We start from the raw sequence: 16,195 nt of genomic DNA, 5'->3' as shown, positions 1-16,195 counted from the left end.
TTATTGATGTCGGAAAATCTAGATTTGACACCTGAAGCCGCCGTGCGCGCTGTGATGCAGGACATATTAGGGCTGAATGCCGAACAAGTTAGCGCTTTTACCGCAGAAACCGAGCTTTTTGGTGCTTTGCCGGAATTGGATAGCATGGCAGTGGCCGGCTTGCTAACCGAGCTTGAAGACCGTCTCGACATCATGATCGAAGATGACGAGGTAGATGGCGAACTGTTTGAAACATTCGGTAATTTGGTTGCCTTTGCCGAAATGAAAGTCGCTGAGTGACGGCTAGGCTCGAATTTTCGAGTTACCATTTTGACGGCCATGACGAATTGTGTCTGATCACTGGTGCACAGCATAGTCAAACCATCCTGCTTATTCCGCCATTATTTGACGAAATGAACCGCATGCGGCGGATGCTGATTGATGTCATGCGCCTTTTGGCCGAGCGTGAGATCGGTAGTATGTTGCCTGACCTGCCCGGCACGAATGAAAGCCTTTTCCCGCAGGAACTGGCCAATCTGGTCATATGGCGCGAAGCCCTGGCTGCACTGTCCGCGGGCCGAAAGCCCCCTTTGAAGATCGCATCGTTCCGCGCTGGATGTCTGATTGACGACTTTACCGATGGTGCGTCGAAATGGCGCTTTTCACCGGTAAAGGGCCAGAGTGTGCTTAGAACCATGATGCGTACCCGGATTGCGTCCGACAAGGAGGCCGGGCGATCAACCGATATGGCGCAGATTACTGCCGAAGCGCGGAGTGGAAGCGTGAATCTTGCCGGTAACAGCATAAGCTCTGTTTTGTTTTCCGAGCTGGAAGACGCCGTCCCAACCCCGTCCGAACAGGTTGAGACCGTACAGTTGGAGAGCAGCACACGGGCGGCGGATGCAAAGCTGCCAGGCTCTGCACTGTGGTTGAGAGCCGAGCCTGATGAAGACCTGCTGCTGTCTGGTGCCATTGCTGACAATCTCGCCTCATGGGTTCTGCAATGACACGGTCCTTTCATCATTTTGGTTGCGAGGATCAAATGCTCGCGGGAACGCTCGATCATGGCCAGTTGAAGACCGGCCTGCTGATCATCAGCGGTGGCAATGAAATCCGGTCGGGAGCCCATGCCGGAATGGCCAAACTGGCCCAACGCATCGCCGCGAAAGGCTATCCGGTATTTCGCTATGATCGGCGGGGTATCGGTGATAGCAGCGGCGCTAACCGGGGCTTTCGCGAAACACAAAATGACATTCAATCGGCCGTTGAACATTTTGGTGACACCAATCCTCATATCAAGAAAATGATCGCCTTTGGCAATTGCGATGCAGCCTCCGCGCTGGCCTTGTTTGGTTCTGCATTTTCCATTGACGGGTTCATCCTCGCCAACCCCTGGGTCATTGAAAGTTCCGAGCCGACAAGCCAGCTCCCCGGCGCCCCGCCACCGTCAGCGATCCGGTCACGCTATTGGGAGCGTCTGAAAAACCCGCGATCAATTATCGATCTGTTGACCGGCAAAATCGACCTTGGAAAGCTTGCAAAAGGCCTGAAGCAAGCCTCTAAAAAGCAAGGAAATAATGACCTGACTGTTCAGATCGGACACAGGCTGGCCCGATTGGAAAAACCCTGCCACATATTGCTCGCCAGCCGCGATACCACCGCGCGCGCATTTCTGGCAGCATGGAACGGCAAGGCCTTTGCCAGCACCAGAACCATGCGCCACATCACGACAGCATCGCTCGATAGCGCATCACACAGTTTCGCCGATGAACCTGCCAAGCTCTGGCTGGAAAACCAGATACTCGAAATACTCGATAACGCCTGATTATTCGGCGGCGAGCAACTCAAACTCTTCTTCGGCCAGAAACCGTTCCGCATCCAGAGCAGCCATACAGCCCGTTCCCGCTGCCGTGACAGCTTGCCGATAGACATGGTCCATCACGTCACCGCAGGCAAATAGCCCCGGAATCTTGGTTTTCGGGGTGCCTGGCTCGACTTCAATATAGCCGCCATCGATCAGATCGAGATGGTCTTTGAAAATCTCCGTCGCTGGCGCATGGCCAATGGCGACAAAGGCCCCATCGGTCTCGAGATGGCTCTTCTCACCAGTCTGTGTATCGACCAGATCAACGCCGACCAGACCCACGGGATCACCGCCTCCGACAAATTTCTCGACTGTCTTGTTCCACAGCACAGAAATTTTCGGGTTCGCAAACAAACGGTCCTGCAGGATTTTCTCCGAACGCAGGCTGTCACGGCGATGAATCAGCGTCACGTCATCGCTGTGATTGGTCATGTAAAGCGCTTCTTCAACCGCCGTGTTACCGCCGCCGATCACGACCACTTTCTTGCCGCGATAGAAAAAGCCATCGCAGGTTGCACAGGCAGAAACGCCCTTGCCACCAAGCTCTTCCTCGCCGGGAACGCCCAGCCATTTGGCCTGCGCGCCGGTTGCGATGACCAATGTATCGCCTTCATAAACCGTACCGCCATCGCCGGTCATCCGGAACGGGCGCTGCGAGATATCAACATCCACAATCGTATCGAACATCGTCCGCGTGCCGACCTTGTCCGCCTGCGCCTGCATTTCTTCCATCAGCCACGGCCCCTGCACAACGTCGCGAAACCCGGGATAATTTTCCACATCAGTGGTGATGGTCAGCTGTCCACCGGGTTGCAATCCCTGCACCACAATCGGTTCCAGCCCCGCGCGTGCGCCATAAATGGCGGCGCTCAGGCCAGCAGGCCCGGAGCCGAGGATCAGCATTTTGGTACGATGTGTTTCGGTCATATTTTCATCCTAGATTCGTTTCCTCCCACATAAGGATGCAAGGCAGGACTCGGCAAGGGCAGAGACGAGAAGAATCGCTGTTGGTGGCAGTATTTTTTGTTTTTGCGTTCTGCTTTGTACTCCGGGTGATATGTTGGTGTGCCTTCCTTCAAAGTTCACACCATTCACACCTCCCTGCGCTCACTCCGTTCGTGCTGATCCTGTCGAAGCACGGGGCGAGAGTGCCGCAACCGTTTGCGCGGGTCGCCTGAGGTAAAATGAAAACCTCCCTCCCCCGTGCTCCGCATCAAGTGCGGAGCACCAACCACCAGCTTTGTCACGCTATCCCTTCCCAAAGTTCACACAATTCACACCGGTTCTTCCAGATCATCAAATATCCCGCTGCGCTCCAGCAAGCCGCTGCGATCGGCGCGCTCCCATTGCAGATCATCCCACTCTTCGCGCTCGGCAATATCAAGATCGGAGACATCAATATCCTCCGGCGCCATCGCCTGTATCTTCTCGCGTTCGCTGTGGAGCGCGATGGTCGCCAGCAAATCGCTGTTGGACAAGGATGATTGCGGCTTTGTACCGACCGTCCGGCCAGAGGCATCAATCTCCTCGACAAGCTCTGCACAATCGCTGCCCTGTCCGATGCCTTCCAGCAGATCATCAAAATGCTCTGCTGCGACCCGTGCAGGATGGCCTTTCATGTCCAGACCGTCGGCCATCTTGTCGAGCCGCGAAAGCGCGGCCAGAAACAGAGGCGCGCTCCAGCGTTCCCGTGTTCCCACTTCTTCGCCCTGATGCCACACCGCCTCGCGCCAGCCATTCAGCCCCTTGTCCATCAGCTCATCCTGAAAGATATCCCGCGCATGAATGAGCGCGGCATCCCACGCCCGGGCAAAGGCCCGTGCATCCGGCCGCCTACGAAGCTTGTAAGCACTCTCCCGCGAGAGCCCCGCATAGCGCGCCGCTGCCCGCACATTGCCGGTCCGCGCCAAGGCTTCCAGGAACACCACCTGCCGATCCGGCGACCAGCCATCATGGCGCGCTCTGGGCTGCGCCAGATCATCGGCAGCGGGGATATCGGTGAAACTGTCGTGAGGGAATTGTTCGGTCATAACTTGTGTTCCTTTCATCAGGGGGAACAGCAGAGATAACCTATCTGGTTAGATGTAGGAAAGGGCAAAGAGACACCAAAGCGCGGTTATGCCGGAGGGGCGACTTTATCCCGAGAGCGGGCTTTAGGATGAAGTTTATTTAGTAAACTGTCACCGTAATTCCTCGTAATTCCGCAATTCTAATTCTGATTAGAGAAGAGTTCAGGTGGCGCGCAATATTGAACCATTTTGGATCTTTTAGCCAATCGACTCTCCAGTGAAACCTAGGCTAAGCTCTTTTTTGCGGAGTTTATATCTGCACCTGATTTTAGGGAGATCAGGTTTGTAGGTTCGGGGGTAACATCATGAAATCTGTGGCATTTGCCGTAACTCTTCTTGTTGGATTTTTGGCACCAACAGAAGTCAATCTAAGCGAATCCGGGGCTGTATTCGCTCAATCTTCCGTATGCTGCAAAACCTGGAGCAAAGGCAAAGCTTGTGGCGATAGCTGCATTGCTCGCGATAAAGTATGCAATAAGGGTAAGGGTTGCGCCTTTATCGGCTGAACCCAGGGGGTAATGATGAAATTTTTACATGTCGCTTCCGTTTTTTCGGTGAGCATTGCATTGTCAGCTAACCCAGCTTTCGGAGCAAAGCGCTTTTTGGATCTGGAGGCTACCGAAACACAAGACAGCCGAATGTCCTCTGGAGTTGAGGCTATCGATAACAATGAGGCTGGAACATCGGTTCGCATAGTAGAGCCTGAGGACAAAGTCCGGAAGCGTATGTTCATCCAAATATCAGCATTAAACGCATCTGATGCACCCATCAACTTTGGTCCTGAGAATATCGTTGCCAGGATTATCGACGGTGAAGAAATCGCGGTTATCAGTTATGAAAAATTGGCCAAAGAAGAGAAGAACCGCCGAAAGTGGGCTGCCATAGCTACTGGCCTTGGAGCAGCTTCGAATTCGATTGCAGCTAGCAACGCTGGCAACTACAACGGCACAGTATACAGTGGCGGGCGGGTCGCGTCCTTTTCAGGTTATAATGCTGGATCGGCCTATGCAGCTCAATCCTTAGCAAACCTCGAAAACCAAAGCCGCTTTGATCAGCTTGCACGAAATAACGCGGCTAGCGACGAACAACTTAGATCGTATTTGCGCACCACAACGATTGATCCGGGTACCTCATTTGGCGGGACAATAGTAATTGAGATGCCAAAAACAGCTCGAAAGACCAAATATCCATTGCCTTTTGAAATAAAAGTTTCGTTCGGCGATGATACTCATTTCTTCACTGGAAATATTATCGTTGAATAGCTCGTTCTCATTAAGGTCATGCTAGAATTACAGTGGAATTACAGTGACAGTTTACTAAATACACTTAATTCTAGCTATTCTGAGAAGCTTTCGGGCCGCGCTTTTGTGCCGTCAGGGTCCGGCCTGTCTGTTTTTCCAATTCCTTCAGCCAGCGATCATTGCCCAGTGGCCATCCCGTTGTTTCTGACTGACGCAGCGCTCGGAGTGCCGCCTCGTCGCCTTCCCCTGTCCCCATAAACATGCGGAAGCTGCCATAGCGTTCCAGAACCGGTGCAACGGCTTGTCTTTAATTCATCCTAGACCCGCTTTTATCGCTGCTAATGCGCCGGTTTGAGCATTTTCTAGGGATGGTTTGAAAGCTATCTCCATGGTGAAAATCATGGAAAAGCGATAAACTTGCTCATCAACGTAAAGGACAAAGACCCGTTTCAAACACTCCCCGATTTACCGAAAATAAGGACCGGATTGATGAGGTTATTGAGCTTTAAGTCGGTTTCACACGCCATCAAACCACGATCCGGGCCGCGAATATTCGGGGTCGGCGCCGCAAAAACGGGTACGCACAGCATAGGCGAAATGTTCTCCGACGCCGTTTTCTCTGCGCATGAGCAAGACGCCGAAAAGCTTATCAATATGCATTTGCAACGCGACGCCACCGGCAATGACCGGTCACTGAAACGCTATTTGAGGGTTCGCGACCTCCTGCGAAATCTCAAAATCGATAGCTCCCAGCTCAACATTTACTTGATTGACGATTTGGAGCAGCTGTTTCCGGAAAGCTTGTATATCTTGACCATAAGGCCTCCGCTGGATTGGCTGCGGTCAATGGTCGACGATAGCCTCAGACGTGAGACGAGCGAGACCTGGCTGCGTTTTCGGGATTATCGCTTCGGTCCCAAGGCGTCGCTGCCACAGGAATTGCCGCTAAAATCACGCGGCCTCTACTCTCTTGACGGATATCTCAAATATTGGAGCGCCTCGATCGAGGCTGTCACCCGCCGGATCGCGCCGGAACGCCTTTTGATTATCAGGACCAACAGCATTTCAGCGCAGGCGGGCCGGATTGCGGCGTTTTGCGGCATCCCGGCAGATGGCGTCAATCAGGACAAAACACGCTCGTTCGTCAATCCGGAGCGGTTCGGGGTACTTGGTGAGCTGGATCCGGCCTATCTGATCGCCGCGACCGAGAAGCGTTGCGGCAATCTTTCGCGCCGCCTATTTCCCGAATATTCCATTCGGGATGCCGTCGCCGCTCTCTGAGCGACGTAGCGGCCTTATAAATCACGCGCGTGGTGCGCGATACACCCTCCCTTGCGGTCGGGAGTTTTTCCGGAAATCATCCGCCGGATGGGTTGCGCGATACACCCTCCCTTGCGGTCGGGAGTTTTTCCGGAAATCATCCGCCGGATGGGTTGCGCGATACACCCTCCCTTGCGGTCGGGAGTTTTTCCGGAAATCATCCGCCGGATGATTTCTATTCGGAAAAACTGGTAGCGGAGGAGGGACTCGAACCCCCGACACATGGATTATGATTCCACTGCTCTAACCACCTGAGCTACTCCGCCATAGGTTTCTGCCTGCAACCTGAATCGCGACAAAAAACCTTGGATCGCGGCGCTATAGTCACCGCATCCTTATCGGTCAACAAGTTGCCTATCATTTTCTGCTAATGCTTGCATGGTGCCCGCCATCCGCGCTAACAGACATGCCCTTGCCGATCTCGGCGCAATGGGGCCAAATATGAATAATTTCTACGATATTCTCATCGTTGGCGCGGGCCATGCAGGCGCGCAAGCCGCCATCGCGCTGCGACAGCAGAAATTTGAAGGCACGATTGGCCTGATGGGTAATGAGAAATATCCACCCTATGAGCGGCCGCCGCTGTCGAAGGAATATCTTGCCGGGGACAAGCCATTTGAGCGCATAATGTTGCGCCCCGAAAGCTTTTGGGGGGAACGCAATGTCGATTTGCTGACCGGGTGCCGCGTATCAAAAGTTGATCCGGTCAACAAGACCGTCACGCTGAGCACCGACGACGAGGTTGGCTATCGCAAGCTTATCTGGGCTACCGGCGGTTCACCACGGATGCTGGATTGCCCGGGAAGTCAGGCACGCAATATTCATGGCGTGCGATCGCGCGCGGATGTCGATAAAATCATGGCCGCCCTGCCCACCACCGAAACTGTCGTCGTCGTCGGCGGCGGCTATATCGGGTTGGAGGCCGCAGCGGTTCTGAATAAGCTGGGCAAGAAAGTGACGGTTCTGGAATCACTTGACCGGGTCCTGTCGCGGGTCGCCGGAGAAACGTTATCGCGTTTCTACGAAGCAGAGCATCGTGCGCATGGTGTCACGATCGAACTGGGCGCCATGGTCGAGGCGTTCGAGACCAATGACGAAGGCATGGCCACCGGCGTAAAACTTTCGGATGGACGAGTGTTCCCAGCCGATATGATCATCGTTGGTATCGGCATCATCCCCGAAACCGGCCCGCTGGTGGCTGCTGGTGCCGCTGCAGGCAATGGCGTCGATGTCGACCAGCATTGCCGGACCAGCCTGAACGGGGTCTATGCCATTGGCGACTGTGCAGCCCATGCGAACCGCTTTGCCGCTGGCGCGCATATCCGGCTTGAGTCTGTCCAGAATGCGAATGATCAGGCGAAAGTGGCCGCTCTCGACATTATCGGCGAGGATTGCGAATATGATTCGGTGCCATGGTTCTGGTCCAATCAATATGATCTGAAACTGCAAACCGTGGGACTATCGACCGGTCATGACGAATATATCGTGCGTGGAGATCCTGCCAACCGGTCATTCTCGGTCATCTATCTGAAAGACGGAAAGGTCATCGCGCTCGACTGTGTCAACGCCACCAAAGACTATGTGCAAGGCCGCAAGGTCGTTGAAAGCAATCTTAGCCTGGACCCGGTGCAACTGGCTGACACCGACATACCGATCAAGGAAGTCGAGCAGATTTAACCGCGAAACGGCCACGACCCGATATCCTGCCACGGCCCATCCATATAATAATGCAACGCCAGGCCCGTTATCTGAAATGGCCGGGGCTCAAAATCCAGCGACAGAGTCGTCTGCAGCTCTTTTGCCTCTTTCGCGGATACCTTGTTCTGCACCGTAATGTGCAACCGCGGTACCTGCTGATCCTGCGCCACCAAAAGCCCGTGGAACCGGTCAGCCAATTCCATGCGCATGTTTAATAGTTCGGGAGAATGAAGCTGGTAGGCAACCCCGCTCCCGAGATGGATCAGGCGTTGCAGGGACGTCGCTGGCGGCGCGCTATATCGGGTTACGTTTTTCACAGCTTCCTTGATCTCATGCAGCGCCTGAGGCGGCAGGTGATGAAATAATGTGATATGTGCTGGCAGGACGTTGCGGGCGGGCGGATAATATTGCCGGCGTTGAGCATCGGCCCAGGCAAAATCCTCTTTCCCCATCACGGCGGTCATAATGATGGGCTTGCTGCGCACTGTCATATCGCCAGACTATAGTCAAAATGAAAAGACCGCGAACGAATAATCACCCGCTCCGCTCGCAGTGACAGATAAAAGAACATGTTTTTTTCTGGCTCTTGTTATAAACTAACAAGTGCGGTGGGAGGCGCGACACTTATGGAAGACAATCGAAAAATACCTGTCTGGTTCTGGATCGTCGGCACTTTTGCCTTGTTGTGGAATGGGCTGGGGGTCGCAGCCTATGCCTCAGAAATAATCATGAGTGCTGAAGATTTTGCCGCACTGAGTGAAACGGAACAGCGATTATATGCGAACCGTCCCTACTGGGTATCTGCCGCCTTTGCCGTTGCTGTTTTGGGCGGTTTCATGGGTTCAGTCATGCTTTTGATGCGCAGGCCGATCGCCGTCCGGCTTTTCCTGTTGTCTCTGATCGCGGTTCTGATCCAGTTTAGCAGCTTCTTCATTCTCGATGGCTATTTGGATTATATCAGTGAAACGGGCTGGATCATGCCAGCCTCGATTCCGGTCTTTGCAATCGCTTTTCTGTTATTCGCCAGATGGGCGGAGAAAAACAGGTTTCTCAGATAACCGTGTTGATCAGGTCTTGGTACTGAATGGCGTAAAGTCGGTCGTCTCGTCGTAAATGTCAACGCCTTCGCGCCGTTTCAGCCAACCGACAACGGCATAGGTTACCGGCGTGAGAACCGCCTCCCACAGGACTTTCAGCAACCAGTTAGTGACCATCACCGTCAGCACGGCAGATGTTTCCCATATGCCCCAAAATGCCAAGGGATAGAAGATAAGGCTGTCGACTCCCTGCCCTACGACCGTGGATCCGATCGTTCGCGACCACAGCATCTTGCCCTGGGTCCAGACTTTCATCCGCGCCATTACATAGCTGTTCACAAATTCTCCGGCCCAGAATGCAATGATCGAGGCAGCAACGATACGCGGCACCTGGCCAAACACGCTTTCATAGGCCGCCTGCCCTTCCCAGCCCTCTGCAGGCGGCAAGGACACAACAACCCAGCTCATAAAAGCCATGAACAGCATCGCCGCAAAACCCGCCCAGATAACCCGGCGGGCGCGCGCATAGCCGTATACTTCGGTCAATATGTCGCCGATTACATAACCAAGTGGAAAGAATAAAATTCCGGCGCCGTAAACCCATTGCTCGCCACTGATTGTGACGAATGTCGGTTTGGCCGCGCCAATCACGTTGGATAGCAAGAGGACGGTCACAAAAGCCGCCATCACAAAATCAAAATATCGGAATTGGTGTCCAGCCTGGCTGGCAGCCGTGCTGCGTTTGATCGGATCGCTATTCATCGCCGGATGATTAGCCAATTGCGATCAAGTTTCAATCATTTAACTGATAGCAGGCCGGGCAAGCCCATACTCATCCCGTTTGCAATTTCCTGCCGTCCTGGTTGAAGAACCGTAACACCTCGGTGCCGGATATCGGCTTACTTATCAAAAAGCCCTGTATCTGATGGCATCCTCTTTCTTTCAGAAAGGCCAGTTGCTTTTCGCTATCCACGCCTTCGGCGACTGTTTTGAAATTCAGCGCGGCACCCAGGCCCGTCACTGCGTTAATGATCGGGGCAGACCCTTTGAACTGATCGATCTGGGCAATGAAACTACGGTCAATTTTCACCTTGTCGAAGGAAATTGCGCACAGGTAGCTCAAGGACGAGAATCCTGTGCCAAAATCGTCCAGTGCTATCTTGATGCCGATATCCCGCAATTTGGTTAGAACGTTCTTTGTCTCGTCAATATTCTCAATGAACACGGATTCGGTTATTTCCAGCTCCAAACGTCTCGGGTCAAATTGATATTGTGCCAACGATCGCAGTATTTTCGTTATGAAATCAGGCTCGGTCAATTGGGTTGCCGAAACATTGATGGAAACATGGACATCATCCGGCCATTCGGCTGCCTGCCGACAAGCCTCGATCAGCACCCAGTCGCCAAGGGCACCGATGGTGCCGGTTTCTTCAGCTATGGGAATGAATTCTGTTGGTGAAACGGTGCCGAAATCTTTGTGGTCCCAACGCAAAAGGGCTTCAAATGATTTGATCTGATCAGTTTCGATATCCAGTTGCGGTTGAAATAAAAGATACATTTCACCATCGAGCAATGCCGTTTTCAAGTCATGTGCCAGACGCGTATACCGCTCGTGCTTGCGCCCGATATCAGGGCTGAACATAACCGGCACCTTGGGTATCGTCTTTTTTGAACAGTAAAGCGCAATATCGGCTTCTTTGGCCAGCAGCTCTTGTGACTTTTTCCCTATCTGGCCAACGGTCCATCCGATACTGGCCGAACAGCTCAGCTGATGGGAATTTACATTGAACGGTCTGGCAAAACAGGTTCTGATTTCCTCCACCATTTTTTCGCAAGCCTGGCCGTCACCATCAATACGCTTTATTATCGCGAATTCGTCGCCGCCTATTCTTGCCATATTCTCGGCACCCTCGACGTTTGAAAGGCGCCGAGAGACCTGAATCAAAAGCTCGTCACCCGCCGGGTGGCCGAGATCATCATTGACCCTTTTAAAATCGTCCAGGTCGATAAGAATCAAAGCGATATCATTTTCTTTATCGACAACCAGGGCATTATGGTTGGTAATTTCATGGATTTTTTCAACGAACATTTTGCGATTTGCGATACCAGTCAAGGCGTCAATACGCGCGGCCAGCCGGAGTTTCTCTTCGAGCCGAAACCTGTCGGTAACATCCTGACAGACGCCAACAATCGAAGTTAACCTGCCCTCTTCAAACTGCGGCTCCCCGATATTGCGAACACGTTTATTCTCACCATTTGCAGTTCGAAAGTCGGTTTCCAAATCAAAGGGCTGCTGTCGTTCAATCGACTGTTTGATGGTTTCGTAAAGCCGCTCCCCGGCTTCACCGGGATAGAATTCCATCAATTTGTCAAAGGACGGGGCTTTTCCAACCGGAATGTCATGAATGGCAAAGATTTGATCAGACCAGGAGAGCATGAAGGAGTGCGCGTCCACCCGCCAGGTTCCAATTTTCGCAATCTGCTCGGCTTTACGAAACAGATGGTTGGCGTTGTCAATTTCGAACTGAAGCGATTTCTGTTTGCTGATATCAAAACTCAGGCCGATATATCCCTGTGGATTGCCCAGTTCATCTCGATAGAGGCTGCTGAGTGCTGATGTCCAAACACAATCACCATTGGGCTTTTGAAAACGGAAATCCAAACTGAAGACCGCTTGCTTGGTTACGGCCTCATTCCAGGTTTCCCAAACGAGGTTCCGATCATCAGGGTGAATCGCATTGGTCCAACCCTGGTCTTTTGCCTCCAAGGCGTTTAGCCCTGTCAGCTCCATCCAGGACGGGTTTACATAGGTGCAGTTGCCAGCGCAGTCCGTCAGGAAAATCCCAGCCGGAGAGATGTCTGCGAGACTTTTGAAGCGCAGCCCATCTTTTTTGAAGTCCATATTATTCATATGATATTTGTACGGCAGCGCTGAATTTTTTTAAGTGTTAACCATCAATCCTTTTCCCCTGATTTCGCCACCGGGATATTATCGGAAGTGACGATCTGATGGTTGACAATCCGCCTGATCCTCTTTACGCGCTAAGCCGCAGAAAACTGCGATTGAGCAGGTTTTTCCAGGCGCGCGCCCGTAGCTCAGCTGGATAGAGCGCGAGACTTCTAATCTTGAGGCCACAGGTTCGACTCCTGTCGGGCGCGCCAACCTTGCTGCTATTTCGGACAAATTTAATGGAAATCGGGGTGAGCAACGCCCACCCCGTATAACTTAAAGGCCCTCGACGCTTTTGCTGACCATGATATTCACGGCAACACGGCGGTTTTGTGCCTTGCCTTCTTGGGTGGAGTTATCCGCCAGCGGATCTGCCTCGGCCATCCCGGTAGGTGTCAGCATGCGATAAGGTTTCCAACCGCAAGCCTGCTGGATATGGTTCACAACCCGACCGGCGCGCTTCTCGCTAAGGACCTGGTTATATTCCTGACTTCCGACCGAATCGGTGTAGCCGACAACCAGAAGGAGCGCATTTTCCATCGCCTCGGCCTGGGCCGCTGTTTCGCAAAGCTCCTGCTCAGCCTGAGGAGACAGTCTCCATTTGCCGGTGTCGAAATACACGTTTGTCGTACCTCGAATATTATATTTATCGATATCGCCAACGCGGCCGCGCAGCGCTTCGGTCGCTGCCGTCTGTTCGGCAAAGCCCTGGGCAGTACCGTTCCGAATCATGCTAGCGGTCTTGAGGTCGTTGTTACGCAGACTGATTCTGCTCGCTACCAAACCTTCGCCCCACATGACGGTTTTCACAGTAACGGGCAAACCGTTCAGCAGCGAGCCGGCATCAAGTTTGCTGCGGCCGAGACCCAGGAAACCCTTGCTCGCTTTGATCTCGGTCGCTTCCGCGACAATGATTGGAGTATTGGAACCATCATCGCTCGTAACCTGCATCCGGTCAGCTTTGCGCGCTGAAATAAAGCCTTCGACATCCGGCCCTTCAGGCAGACCGGACAGGTCAGCCGGCGGCAAGCCGGTTACGGTAATGTCGACCTCATCCATATCCTGTTGCTGTGCAAATACGCTAGCTGGTGCAGCGACGGCAAGCGTCGCAAGTACCAATGTAATTCTTGAACTCTTGGAAATATTTCGCATTTCTCTTCTCCTTCAAATAACAATCGCAGTCTTTCCGGGTTCGCGACGTCCCGTCCGACCGAACCCCTTCATCTCGGCATACAAGATGTGCGGAATGGTGCCCTTAGTGTTCAGACCATCCTTTCTGGTACATGAACATCAACGGTGACACTGTCAGTTGTGCGGACAATCCGACCATATCATGCGGCGAACCGTTGACGCCGCGCTGCACAATTATGTGATCGCCCACGAATATACCTGCCTGCTAAATGTGAACGGCGTTGCCAAGAGTGATGATGGATTTGTCCAACAACGCGGGTCTGAAAACCGTAAATTTGTCGCAATGCCGGTGGTTGCGATGAACCAAAAATGTCATCAACTATCTCAAATATTGCAAATCTGGTGCATCCGAAAATCTGTTTCGCTCGTATTTATCATCATATGAGAAATTAGGAGCCTGATCGACCATCATGAACCAGTCCCGATCGCAAAATAAATCGTTAGCCTCGCTAACCCGGTCGATTTCCAAGGACCCGCAGGAACCGGACTATTTTGATATAGCAAATGAGGGAAATCCAGAGATATCCTTTGATATCCTTAACACGCTCCTGTTCGCCAGTAGCCTCGATCAACTATTACGAGACAAATCGACCTTTACGTTGCTAGCACCGACCGATCAGGCATTTGGAAAACTGCCCCAAGGCAAAATCGATTATCTTTTGCAGGGCCAGCATATCGACTGCCTCGTTTCGCTGCTTTCCTATCATATTGTTACCACGCGCATTTCTTCGACCAGCCTGGCGACGACCTCGGTCAACACCACCACTATTGGCAAAGAGGCCATTGCGATTACGGTGCAGGGAAAATGGATTTCCATGCATTCAGCCCGTGGTGATCAATTGGTCGATGCGAGTGTGGTCGGCGATGATATCAAATCCGCCAACGGTGTTATCATCCCGATCAACGCCGTGGTGACACCTATGGACTCAAAAGTTTTTCAGGATTGATGCAACAAGGGACGCTTATTTGCTGAACCCGCGCTGCACGGCGTCCATCGGTTCGGACGTTATCGGATAGCCAATCCCTTCCGGGATGCACAGGTGCACTCCGTCATCGCGCTTTTCAATTGTCGGCGATACCATTGTAACCGGATGCAGTCCGCTATGCTCTGCAGCTTCCGCGTATGAACCGAATTGTGCGAGCCGCTCGAGATTACGCTTGGTCGGGAAGATGATTTTCACATCACCCGCTTCCGCCTTGTCAAGCACACCCTGCGCGCTGCTCCAGAACAGATTGTAATTCTCGGTTTCGTCTACGGTGGCTTCTGCATCATGGTCATCATGCGATACCATGTAGAAGCGAGTATCAAAAACCCGCTTCTCTGCGAATGGCGGACACCAGCGTGTGAACGGGACCAGCTTGTCGAGCTGCAGCGCCCAGTCAAACTGGCCACAAATTTCCGATAATATAGTGCCGTCGTGCAGCGCGTCGCGTGCCTCGGCTATTCGGCGCGCGGCAAGGTCGCCCTCGACTGCCACCGCGATGCCCGTTTCCTCGATCGATTCCCGGATAGCTGCGATGCGCGCGCCAAATTCCTCGACATCTTGATGACCGAGTGTTCTGGCAAAATCATAATCCGCATCATCGACCCGGCCACCGGGGAACACAGCTGCTCCGGCAGCAAAAGCCATTTTGGCTGATCGTTCCACCATCAACAGATCGGGTGCTGTCCTGCCAGGCTGATCGCGAAAAATCACCAATGTCGAAGCAGGAATGGGTTTTGGCATCGGTTTTCCGGTCAGGGCATCAATGCTGTTTGGCTTATTATCTTTTGTCATGGCCCGTATATGACCAGCATGGCTCGGCAATGTAAAGCGATAGCGCATGGAAACAAATCCTGCGCCGATTTGCCAAGCCGGACAGATCGTGGCAATCATACACCATGGGGATTGTAGAGATATTGGGATTGGCTGGCAGCGTCAGTCTTCTATCGGGTTGGCGCTTGTACCTGACCGTGTTTGTCACTGGCCTTGCCATGCGGCTGCAATGGATCAGCCTGCCTGAAAATCTGCAAATGCTAGATGCGCTCGCCAACCCATGGGTGCTTGGCATCAGCGCACTGGGCGCTCTTGCGGAATTTTTTGCTGACAAGATATTATGGCTCGATAGCATCTGGGATACGATCCACACCGTCATTCGACCGCTTGGAGGCGCGTTGTTGGCACTGGCCGTTGTCGATTCCGGTGACCCGGCCTGGCAAGTGATCATATTCCTGCTTGGCGGCGGTGCCGCGCTGATGAGCCACGGCGCGAAAGCCGGTGCCCGGGCGATCGTCAACACCAGCCCCGAACCGGTCAGCAATGCCGTAGTGTCGACCGGCGAAGATATTGCAACCGGCGGACTTTTGATTTTGGCTTTGACCAATCCGGTAGCAGCACTGGTCATCGCTTCCCTGCTAATGATCTTCTGTGCTTTTCTTGTATACAAGGGTTACCGGCTCTGGCGACAGATTGTTTCGAGTGGTAACTAGCAGCTAGGCTATTTCCGACCAGGCCGACGAAATTTCAGAAATGATCCTGTACGCGGCGCGATTGTTTTCCAGTCGACCTACAGGATCATCAGTTACAATTAACGCGCGGGCCTGACTATAGTTACGACGAAGGTTGCGAGCCAGTTCGCCACCTCTTTCCATATCCAGACTGACGATCAGTGAATCCACAATGCTTAGAGCCATAGCCTGCTGGTCAACAATCTTGCGGGTAGGATCACGGGTTTGAATGACGTGGATTTCATCGAGCAGATTAAGGAGCTCTTCGAACAATATCGTGATCAACTCGTGCGCATTGGCGTTTAGCACCCGTGCATCTTTTGCGGCAGCGGCATATCCGGATTGTATGAAGCTCATA

At 52.9% G+C, this 16,195-nt stretch carries 19 protein-coding genes and 2 tRNA genes; 11 read left to right on the top strand and 10 right to left on the bottom strand.

Features of this window, described 5'->3' with window-relative positions; genetic code table 11:
- Window positions 1–6: 6 nt before the first annotated feature.
- From ACO6S1_RS16160 to ACO6S1_RS16150, 3 genes are read left to right on the top strand one after another with little or no spacing between them, the layout of a single operon-like run.
- A complete protein-coding gene (locus tag ACO6S1_RS16160) occupies window positions 7–279 on the top strand; it encodes an acyl carrier protein (protein ID WP_422343592.1) in 273 nt (90 codons plus the stop codon).
- Window positions 276–986 carry a hypothetical protein gene (locus tag ACO6S1_RS16155; protein ID WP_422343591.1) on the top strand — a complete coding sequence of 237 codons (711 nt, stop codon included), beginning with the start codon at window positions 276–278 and terminating at the stop codon, window positions 984–986. Before ACO6S1_RS16160 ends, ACO6S1_RS16155 begins: the two co-directional genes overlap by 4 nt.
- Window positions 983–1,804 (top strand): hydrolase 1, exosortase A system-associated, encoded by an 822-nt coding sequence (locus ACO6S1_RS16150; protein ID WP_422343590.1) that lies wholly within the window; start codon window positions 983–985, stop codon window positions 1,802–1,804. The genes ACO6S1_RS16155 and ACO6S1_RS16150 overlap by 4 nt, the downstream gene beginning before the upstream one ends.
- Here the strand turns inward: ACO6S1_RS16150 and trxB are convergent, their stop codons facing one another.
- Together trxB and ACO6S1_RS16140 are read right to left on the bottom strand one after the other, a co-directional pair.
- On the bottom strand, window positions 1,805–2,770 hold the full coding sequence (gene trxB, locus ACO6S1_RS16145) for a thioredoxin-disulfide reductase (protein WP_422343589.1): 966 nt from the start codon (window positions 2,768–2,770) through the stop codon (window positions 1,805–1,807).
- Window positions 2,771–3,117: 347 nt separating this feature from the next.
- The gene (locus tag ACO6S1_RS16140; protein WP_422343588.1) at window positions 3,118–3,873 is read right to left on the bottom strand and encodes a hypothetical protein; all 756 of its coding nucleotides are present in this window, start codon (window positions 3,871–3,873) and stop codon (window positions 3,118–3,120) included.
- Window positions 3,874–4,430: 557 nt separating this feature from the next.
- Between ACO6S1_RS16140 and ACO6S1_RS16135 the strand changes: the two genes are divergently transcribed.
- On the top strand, window positions 4,431–5,174 hold the full coding sequence (locus ACO6S1_RS16135) for a hypothetical protein (protein WP_422343587.1): 744 nt from the start codon (window positions 4,431–4,433) through the stop codon (window positions 5,172–5,174).
- A gap of 70 nt (window positions 5,175–5,244) precedes the next feature.
- Here the strand turns inward: ACO6S1_RS16135 and ACO6S1_RS16130 are convergent, their stop codons facing one another.
- The gene (locus ACO6S1_RS16130) at window positions 5,245–5,415 is read right to left on the bottom strand and encodes a hypothetical protein (RefSeq protein WP_422343586.1); all 171 of its coding nucleotides are present in this window, start codon (window positions 5,413–5,415) and stop codon (window positions 5,245–5,247) included.
- Between the two features lie 227 nt (window positions 5,416–5,642).
- On the opposite strand from ACO6S1_RS16130, the gene ACO6S1_RS16125 reads away from it, so the two are divergent.
- The gene (locus ACO6S1_RS16125; protein WP_422343585.1) at window positions 5,643–6,434 is read left to right on the top strand and encodes a sulfotransferase; all 792 of its coding nucleotides are present in this window, start codon (window positions 5,643–5,645) and stop codon (window positions 6,432–6,434) included.
- Window positions 6,435–6,662: 228 nt separating this feature from the next.
- On the opposite strand, the gene ACO6S1_RS16120 is transcribed toward ACO6S1_RS16125, so the two are convergent.
- A tRNA-Met gene (locus ACO6S1_RS16120) sits at window positions 6,663–6,739 on the bottom strand.
- Window positions 6,740–6,914: 175 nt separating this feature from the next.
- On the opposite strand from ACO6S1_RS16120, the gene ACO6S1_RS16115 reads away from it, so the two are divergent.
- Entirely contained in the window at window positions 6,915–8,150 is a 1,236-nt protein-coding gene (locus tag ACO6S1_RS16115) for an NAD(P)/FAD-dependent oxidoreductase (RefSeq protein ID WP_422343584.1), read from the top strand.
- On the opposite strand, the gene ACO6S1_RS16110 is transcribed toward ACO6S1_RS16115, so the two are convergent.
- Complete coding sequence (locus tag ACO6S1_RS16110; protein ID WP_422343583.1) at window positions 8,147–8,662, bottom strand: 2'-5' RNA ligase family protein; 516 nt, start codon at window positions 8,660–8,662, stop codon at window positions 8,147–8,149. The genes ACO6S1_RS16115 and ACO6S1_RS16110 overlap by 4 nt on opposite strands.
- 135 nt (window positions 8,663–8,797) lie before the next feature.
- On the opposite strand from ACO6S1_RS16110, the gene ACO6S1_RS16105 reads away from it, so the two are divergent.
- Window positions 8,798–9,229: a sugar transporter gene (locus tag ACO6S1_RS16105; RefSeq protein WP_422343582.1), complete on the top strand. Its 432-nt coding sequence runs from the start codon at window positions 8,798–8,800 to the stop codon at window positions 9,227–9,229.
- Window positions 9,230–9,238: 9 nt separating this feature from the next.
- Here ACO6S1_RS16105 and ACO6S1_RS16100 read toward each other — a convergent pair whose 3' ends face one another.
- Both ACO6S1_RS16100 and ACO6S1_RS16095 read right to left on the bottom strand, forming a co-directional pair.
- Window positions 9,239–9,970 carry a queuosine precursor transporter gene (locus ACO6S1_RS16100; protein ID WP_422346215.1) on the bottom strand — a complete coding sequence of 244 codons (732 nt, stop codon included), beginning with the start codon at window positions 9,968–9,970 and terminating at the stop codon, window positions 9,239–9,241.
- A gap of 70 nt (window positions 9,971–10,040) precedes the next feature.
- Window positions 10,041–12,110, bottom strand: a complete 2,070-nt coding sequence (locus ACO6S1_RS16095; RefSeq protein WP_422343581.1) for a sensor domain-containing protein — start codon at window positions 12,108–12,110, stop codon at window positions 10,041–10,043.
- Window positions 12,111–12,293: 183 nt separating this feature from the next.
- Between ACO6S1_RS16095 and ACO6S1_RS16090 the strand changes: the two genes are divergently transcribed.
- Window positions 12,294–12,370, top strand: a tRNA-Arg gene (locus tag ACO6S1_RS16090).
- A 64-nt stretch (window positions 12,371–12,434) separates the two neighbouring features.
- On the opposite strand, the gene ACO6S1_RS16085 is transcribed toward ACO6S1_RS16090, so the two are convergent.
- Complete coding sequence (locus ACO6S1_RS16085) at window positions 12,435–13,310, bottom strand: OmpA family protein (RefSeq protein ID WP_422343580.1); 876 nt, start codon at window positions 13,308–13,310, stop codon at window positions 12,435–12,437.
- Window positions 13,311–13,491: 181 nt separating this feature from the next.
- Here ACO6S1_RS16085 and ACO6S1_RS16080 point away from each other — a divergent pair, with 181 nt between their 5' ends.
- On the top strand, window positions 13,492–13,734 hold the full coding sequence (locus ACO6S1_RS16080) for a hypothetical protein (RefSeq protein ID WP_422343579.1): 243 nt from the start codon (window positions 13,492–13,494) through the stop codon (window positions 13,732–13,734).
- A 25-nt stretch (window positions 13,735–13,759) separates the two neighbouring features.
- Window positions 13,760–14,296: a fasciclin domain-containing protein gene (locus ACO6S1_RS16075; protein WP_422343578.1), complete on the top strand. Its 537-nt coding sequence runs from the start codon at window positions 13,760–13,762 to the stop codon at window positions 14,294–14,296.
- A gap of 15 nt (window positions 14,297–14,311) precedes the next feature.
- Here the strand turns inward: ACO6S1_RS16075 and ACO6S1_RS16070 are convergent, their stop codons facing one another.
- On the bottom strand, window positions 14,312–15,127 hold the full coding sequence (locus tag ACO6S1_RS16070) for an NUDIX domain-containing protein (RefSeq protein WP_422343577.1): 816 nt from the start codon (window positions 15,125–15,127) through the stop codon (window positions 14,312–14,314).
- A gap of 104 nt (window positions 15,128–15,231) precedes the next feature.
- On the opposite strand from ACO6S1_RS16070, the gene ACO6S1_RS16065 reads away from it, so the two are divergent.
- Window positions 15,232–15,819, top strand: coding sequence for a DUF4126 domain-containing protein (locus ACO6S1_RS16065; RefSeq protein ID WP_422343576.1), 588 nt, complete (start codon window positions 15,232–15,234; stop codon window positions 15,817–15,819).
- Window positions 15,820–15,822: 3 nt separating this feature from the next.
- Here the strand turns inward: ACO6S1_RS16065 and fliS are convergent, their stop codons facing one another.
- On the bottom strand, window positions 15,823–16,194 hold the full coding sequence (gene fliS, locus ACO6S1_RS16060; protein ID WP_422343575.1) for a flagellar export chaperone FliS: 372 nt from the start codon (window positions 16,192–16,194) through the stop codon (window positions 15,823–15,825).
- Window position 16,195 lies beyond the last annotated feature (1 nt).

The organism is Parasphingorhabdus sp. (assembly GCF_965233695.1).
Taxonomy (GTDB): Bacteria; Pseudomonadota; Alphaproteobacteria; order Sphingomonadales; family Sphingomonadaceae; genus Parasphingorhabdus.
The sequence above is the reverse complement of the archived record's forward strand: the minus strand, read 5'-3'. Positions and strand labels throughout refer to the sequence as shown.

Bases quoted from the DNA above. Each gene is read 5' to 3' on its own strand.
- trxB (WP_422343589.1), bottom strand. From the start codon at position 2,770: ATGACCGAAACACATCGTACCAAAATGCTGATCCTCGGCTCCGGGCCT.
- ACO6S1_RS16160 (WP_422343592.1), top strand. From the start codon at position 7: ATGTCGGAAAATCTAGATTTGACACCTGAAGCCGCCGTGCGCGCTGTG.
- fliS (WP_422343575.1), bottom strand. From the start codon at position 16,194: ATGAGCTTCATACAATCCGGATATGCCGCTGCCGCAAAAGATGCACGG.
- ACO6S1_RS16070 (WP_422343577.1), bottom strand. From the start codon at position 15,127: ATGACAAAAGATAATAAGCCAAACAGCATTGATGCCCTGACCGGAAAA.
- ACO6S1_RS16135 (WP_422343587.1), top strand. From the start codon at position 4,431: ATGATGAAATTTTTACATGTCGCTTCCGTTTTTTCGGTGAGCATTGCA.
- ACO6S1_RS16140 (WP_422343588.1), bottom strand. From the start codon at position 3,873: ATGACCGAACAATTCCCTCACGACAGTTTCACCGATATCCCCGCTGCC.
- ACO6S1_RS16075 (WP_422343578.1), top strand. From the start codon at position 13,760: ATGAACCAGTCCCGATCGCAAAATAAATCGTTAGCCTCGCTAACCCGG.
- ACO6S1_RS16125 (WP_422343585.1), top strand. From the start codon at position 5,643: ATGAGGTTATTGAGCTTTAAGTCGGTTTCACACGCCATCAAACCACGA.
- ACO6S1_RS16110 (WP_422343583.1), bottom strand. From the start codon at position 8,662: ATGACAGTGCGCAGCAAGCCCATCATTATGACCGCCGTGATGGGGAAA.
- ACO6S1_RS16105 (WP_422343582.1), top strand. From the start codon at position 8,798: ATGGAAGACAATCGAAAAATACCTGTCTGGTTCTGGATCGTCGGCACT.
- ACO6S1_RS16115 (WP_422343584.1), top strand. From the start codon at position 6,915: ATGAATAATTTCTACGATATTCTCATCGTTGGCGCGGGCCATGCAGGC.
- ACO6S1_RS16080 (WP_422343579.1), top strand. From the start codon at position 13,492: ATGCGGCGAACCGTTGACGCCGCGCTGCACAATTATGTGATCGCCCAC.
- ACO6S1_RS16065 (WP_422343576.1), top strand. From the start codon at position 15,232: ATGGGGATTGTAGAGATATTGGGATTGGCTGGCAGCGTCAGTCTTCTA.
- ACO6S1_RS16085 (WP_422343580.1), bottom strand. From the start codon at position 13,310: ATGCGAAATATTTCCAAGAGTTCAAGAATTACATTGGTACTTGCGACG.
- ACO6S1_RS16150 (WP_422343590.1), top strand. From the start codon at position 983: ATGACACGGTCCTTTCATCATTTTGGTTGCGAGGATCAAATGCTCGCG.
- ACO6S1_RS16100 (WP_422346215.1), bottom strand. From the start codon at position 9,970: ATGAATAGCGATCCGATCAAACGCAGCACGGCTGCCAGCCAGGCTGGA.
- ACO6S1_RS16095 (WP_422343581.1), bottom strand. From the start codon at position 12,110: ATGGACTTCAAAAAAGATGGGCTGCGCTTCAAAAGTCTCGCAGACATC.
- ACO6S1_RS16130 (WP_422343586.1), bottom strand. From the start codon at position 5,415: ATGTTTATGGGGACAGGGGAAGGCGACGAGGCGGCACTCCGAGCGCTG.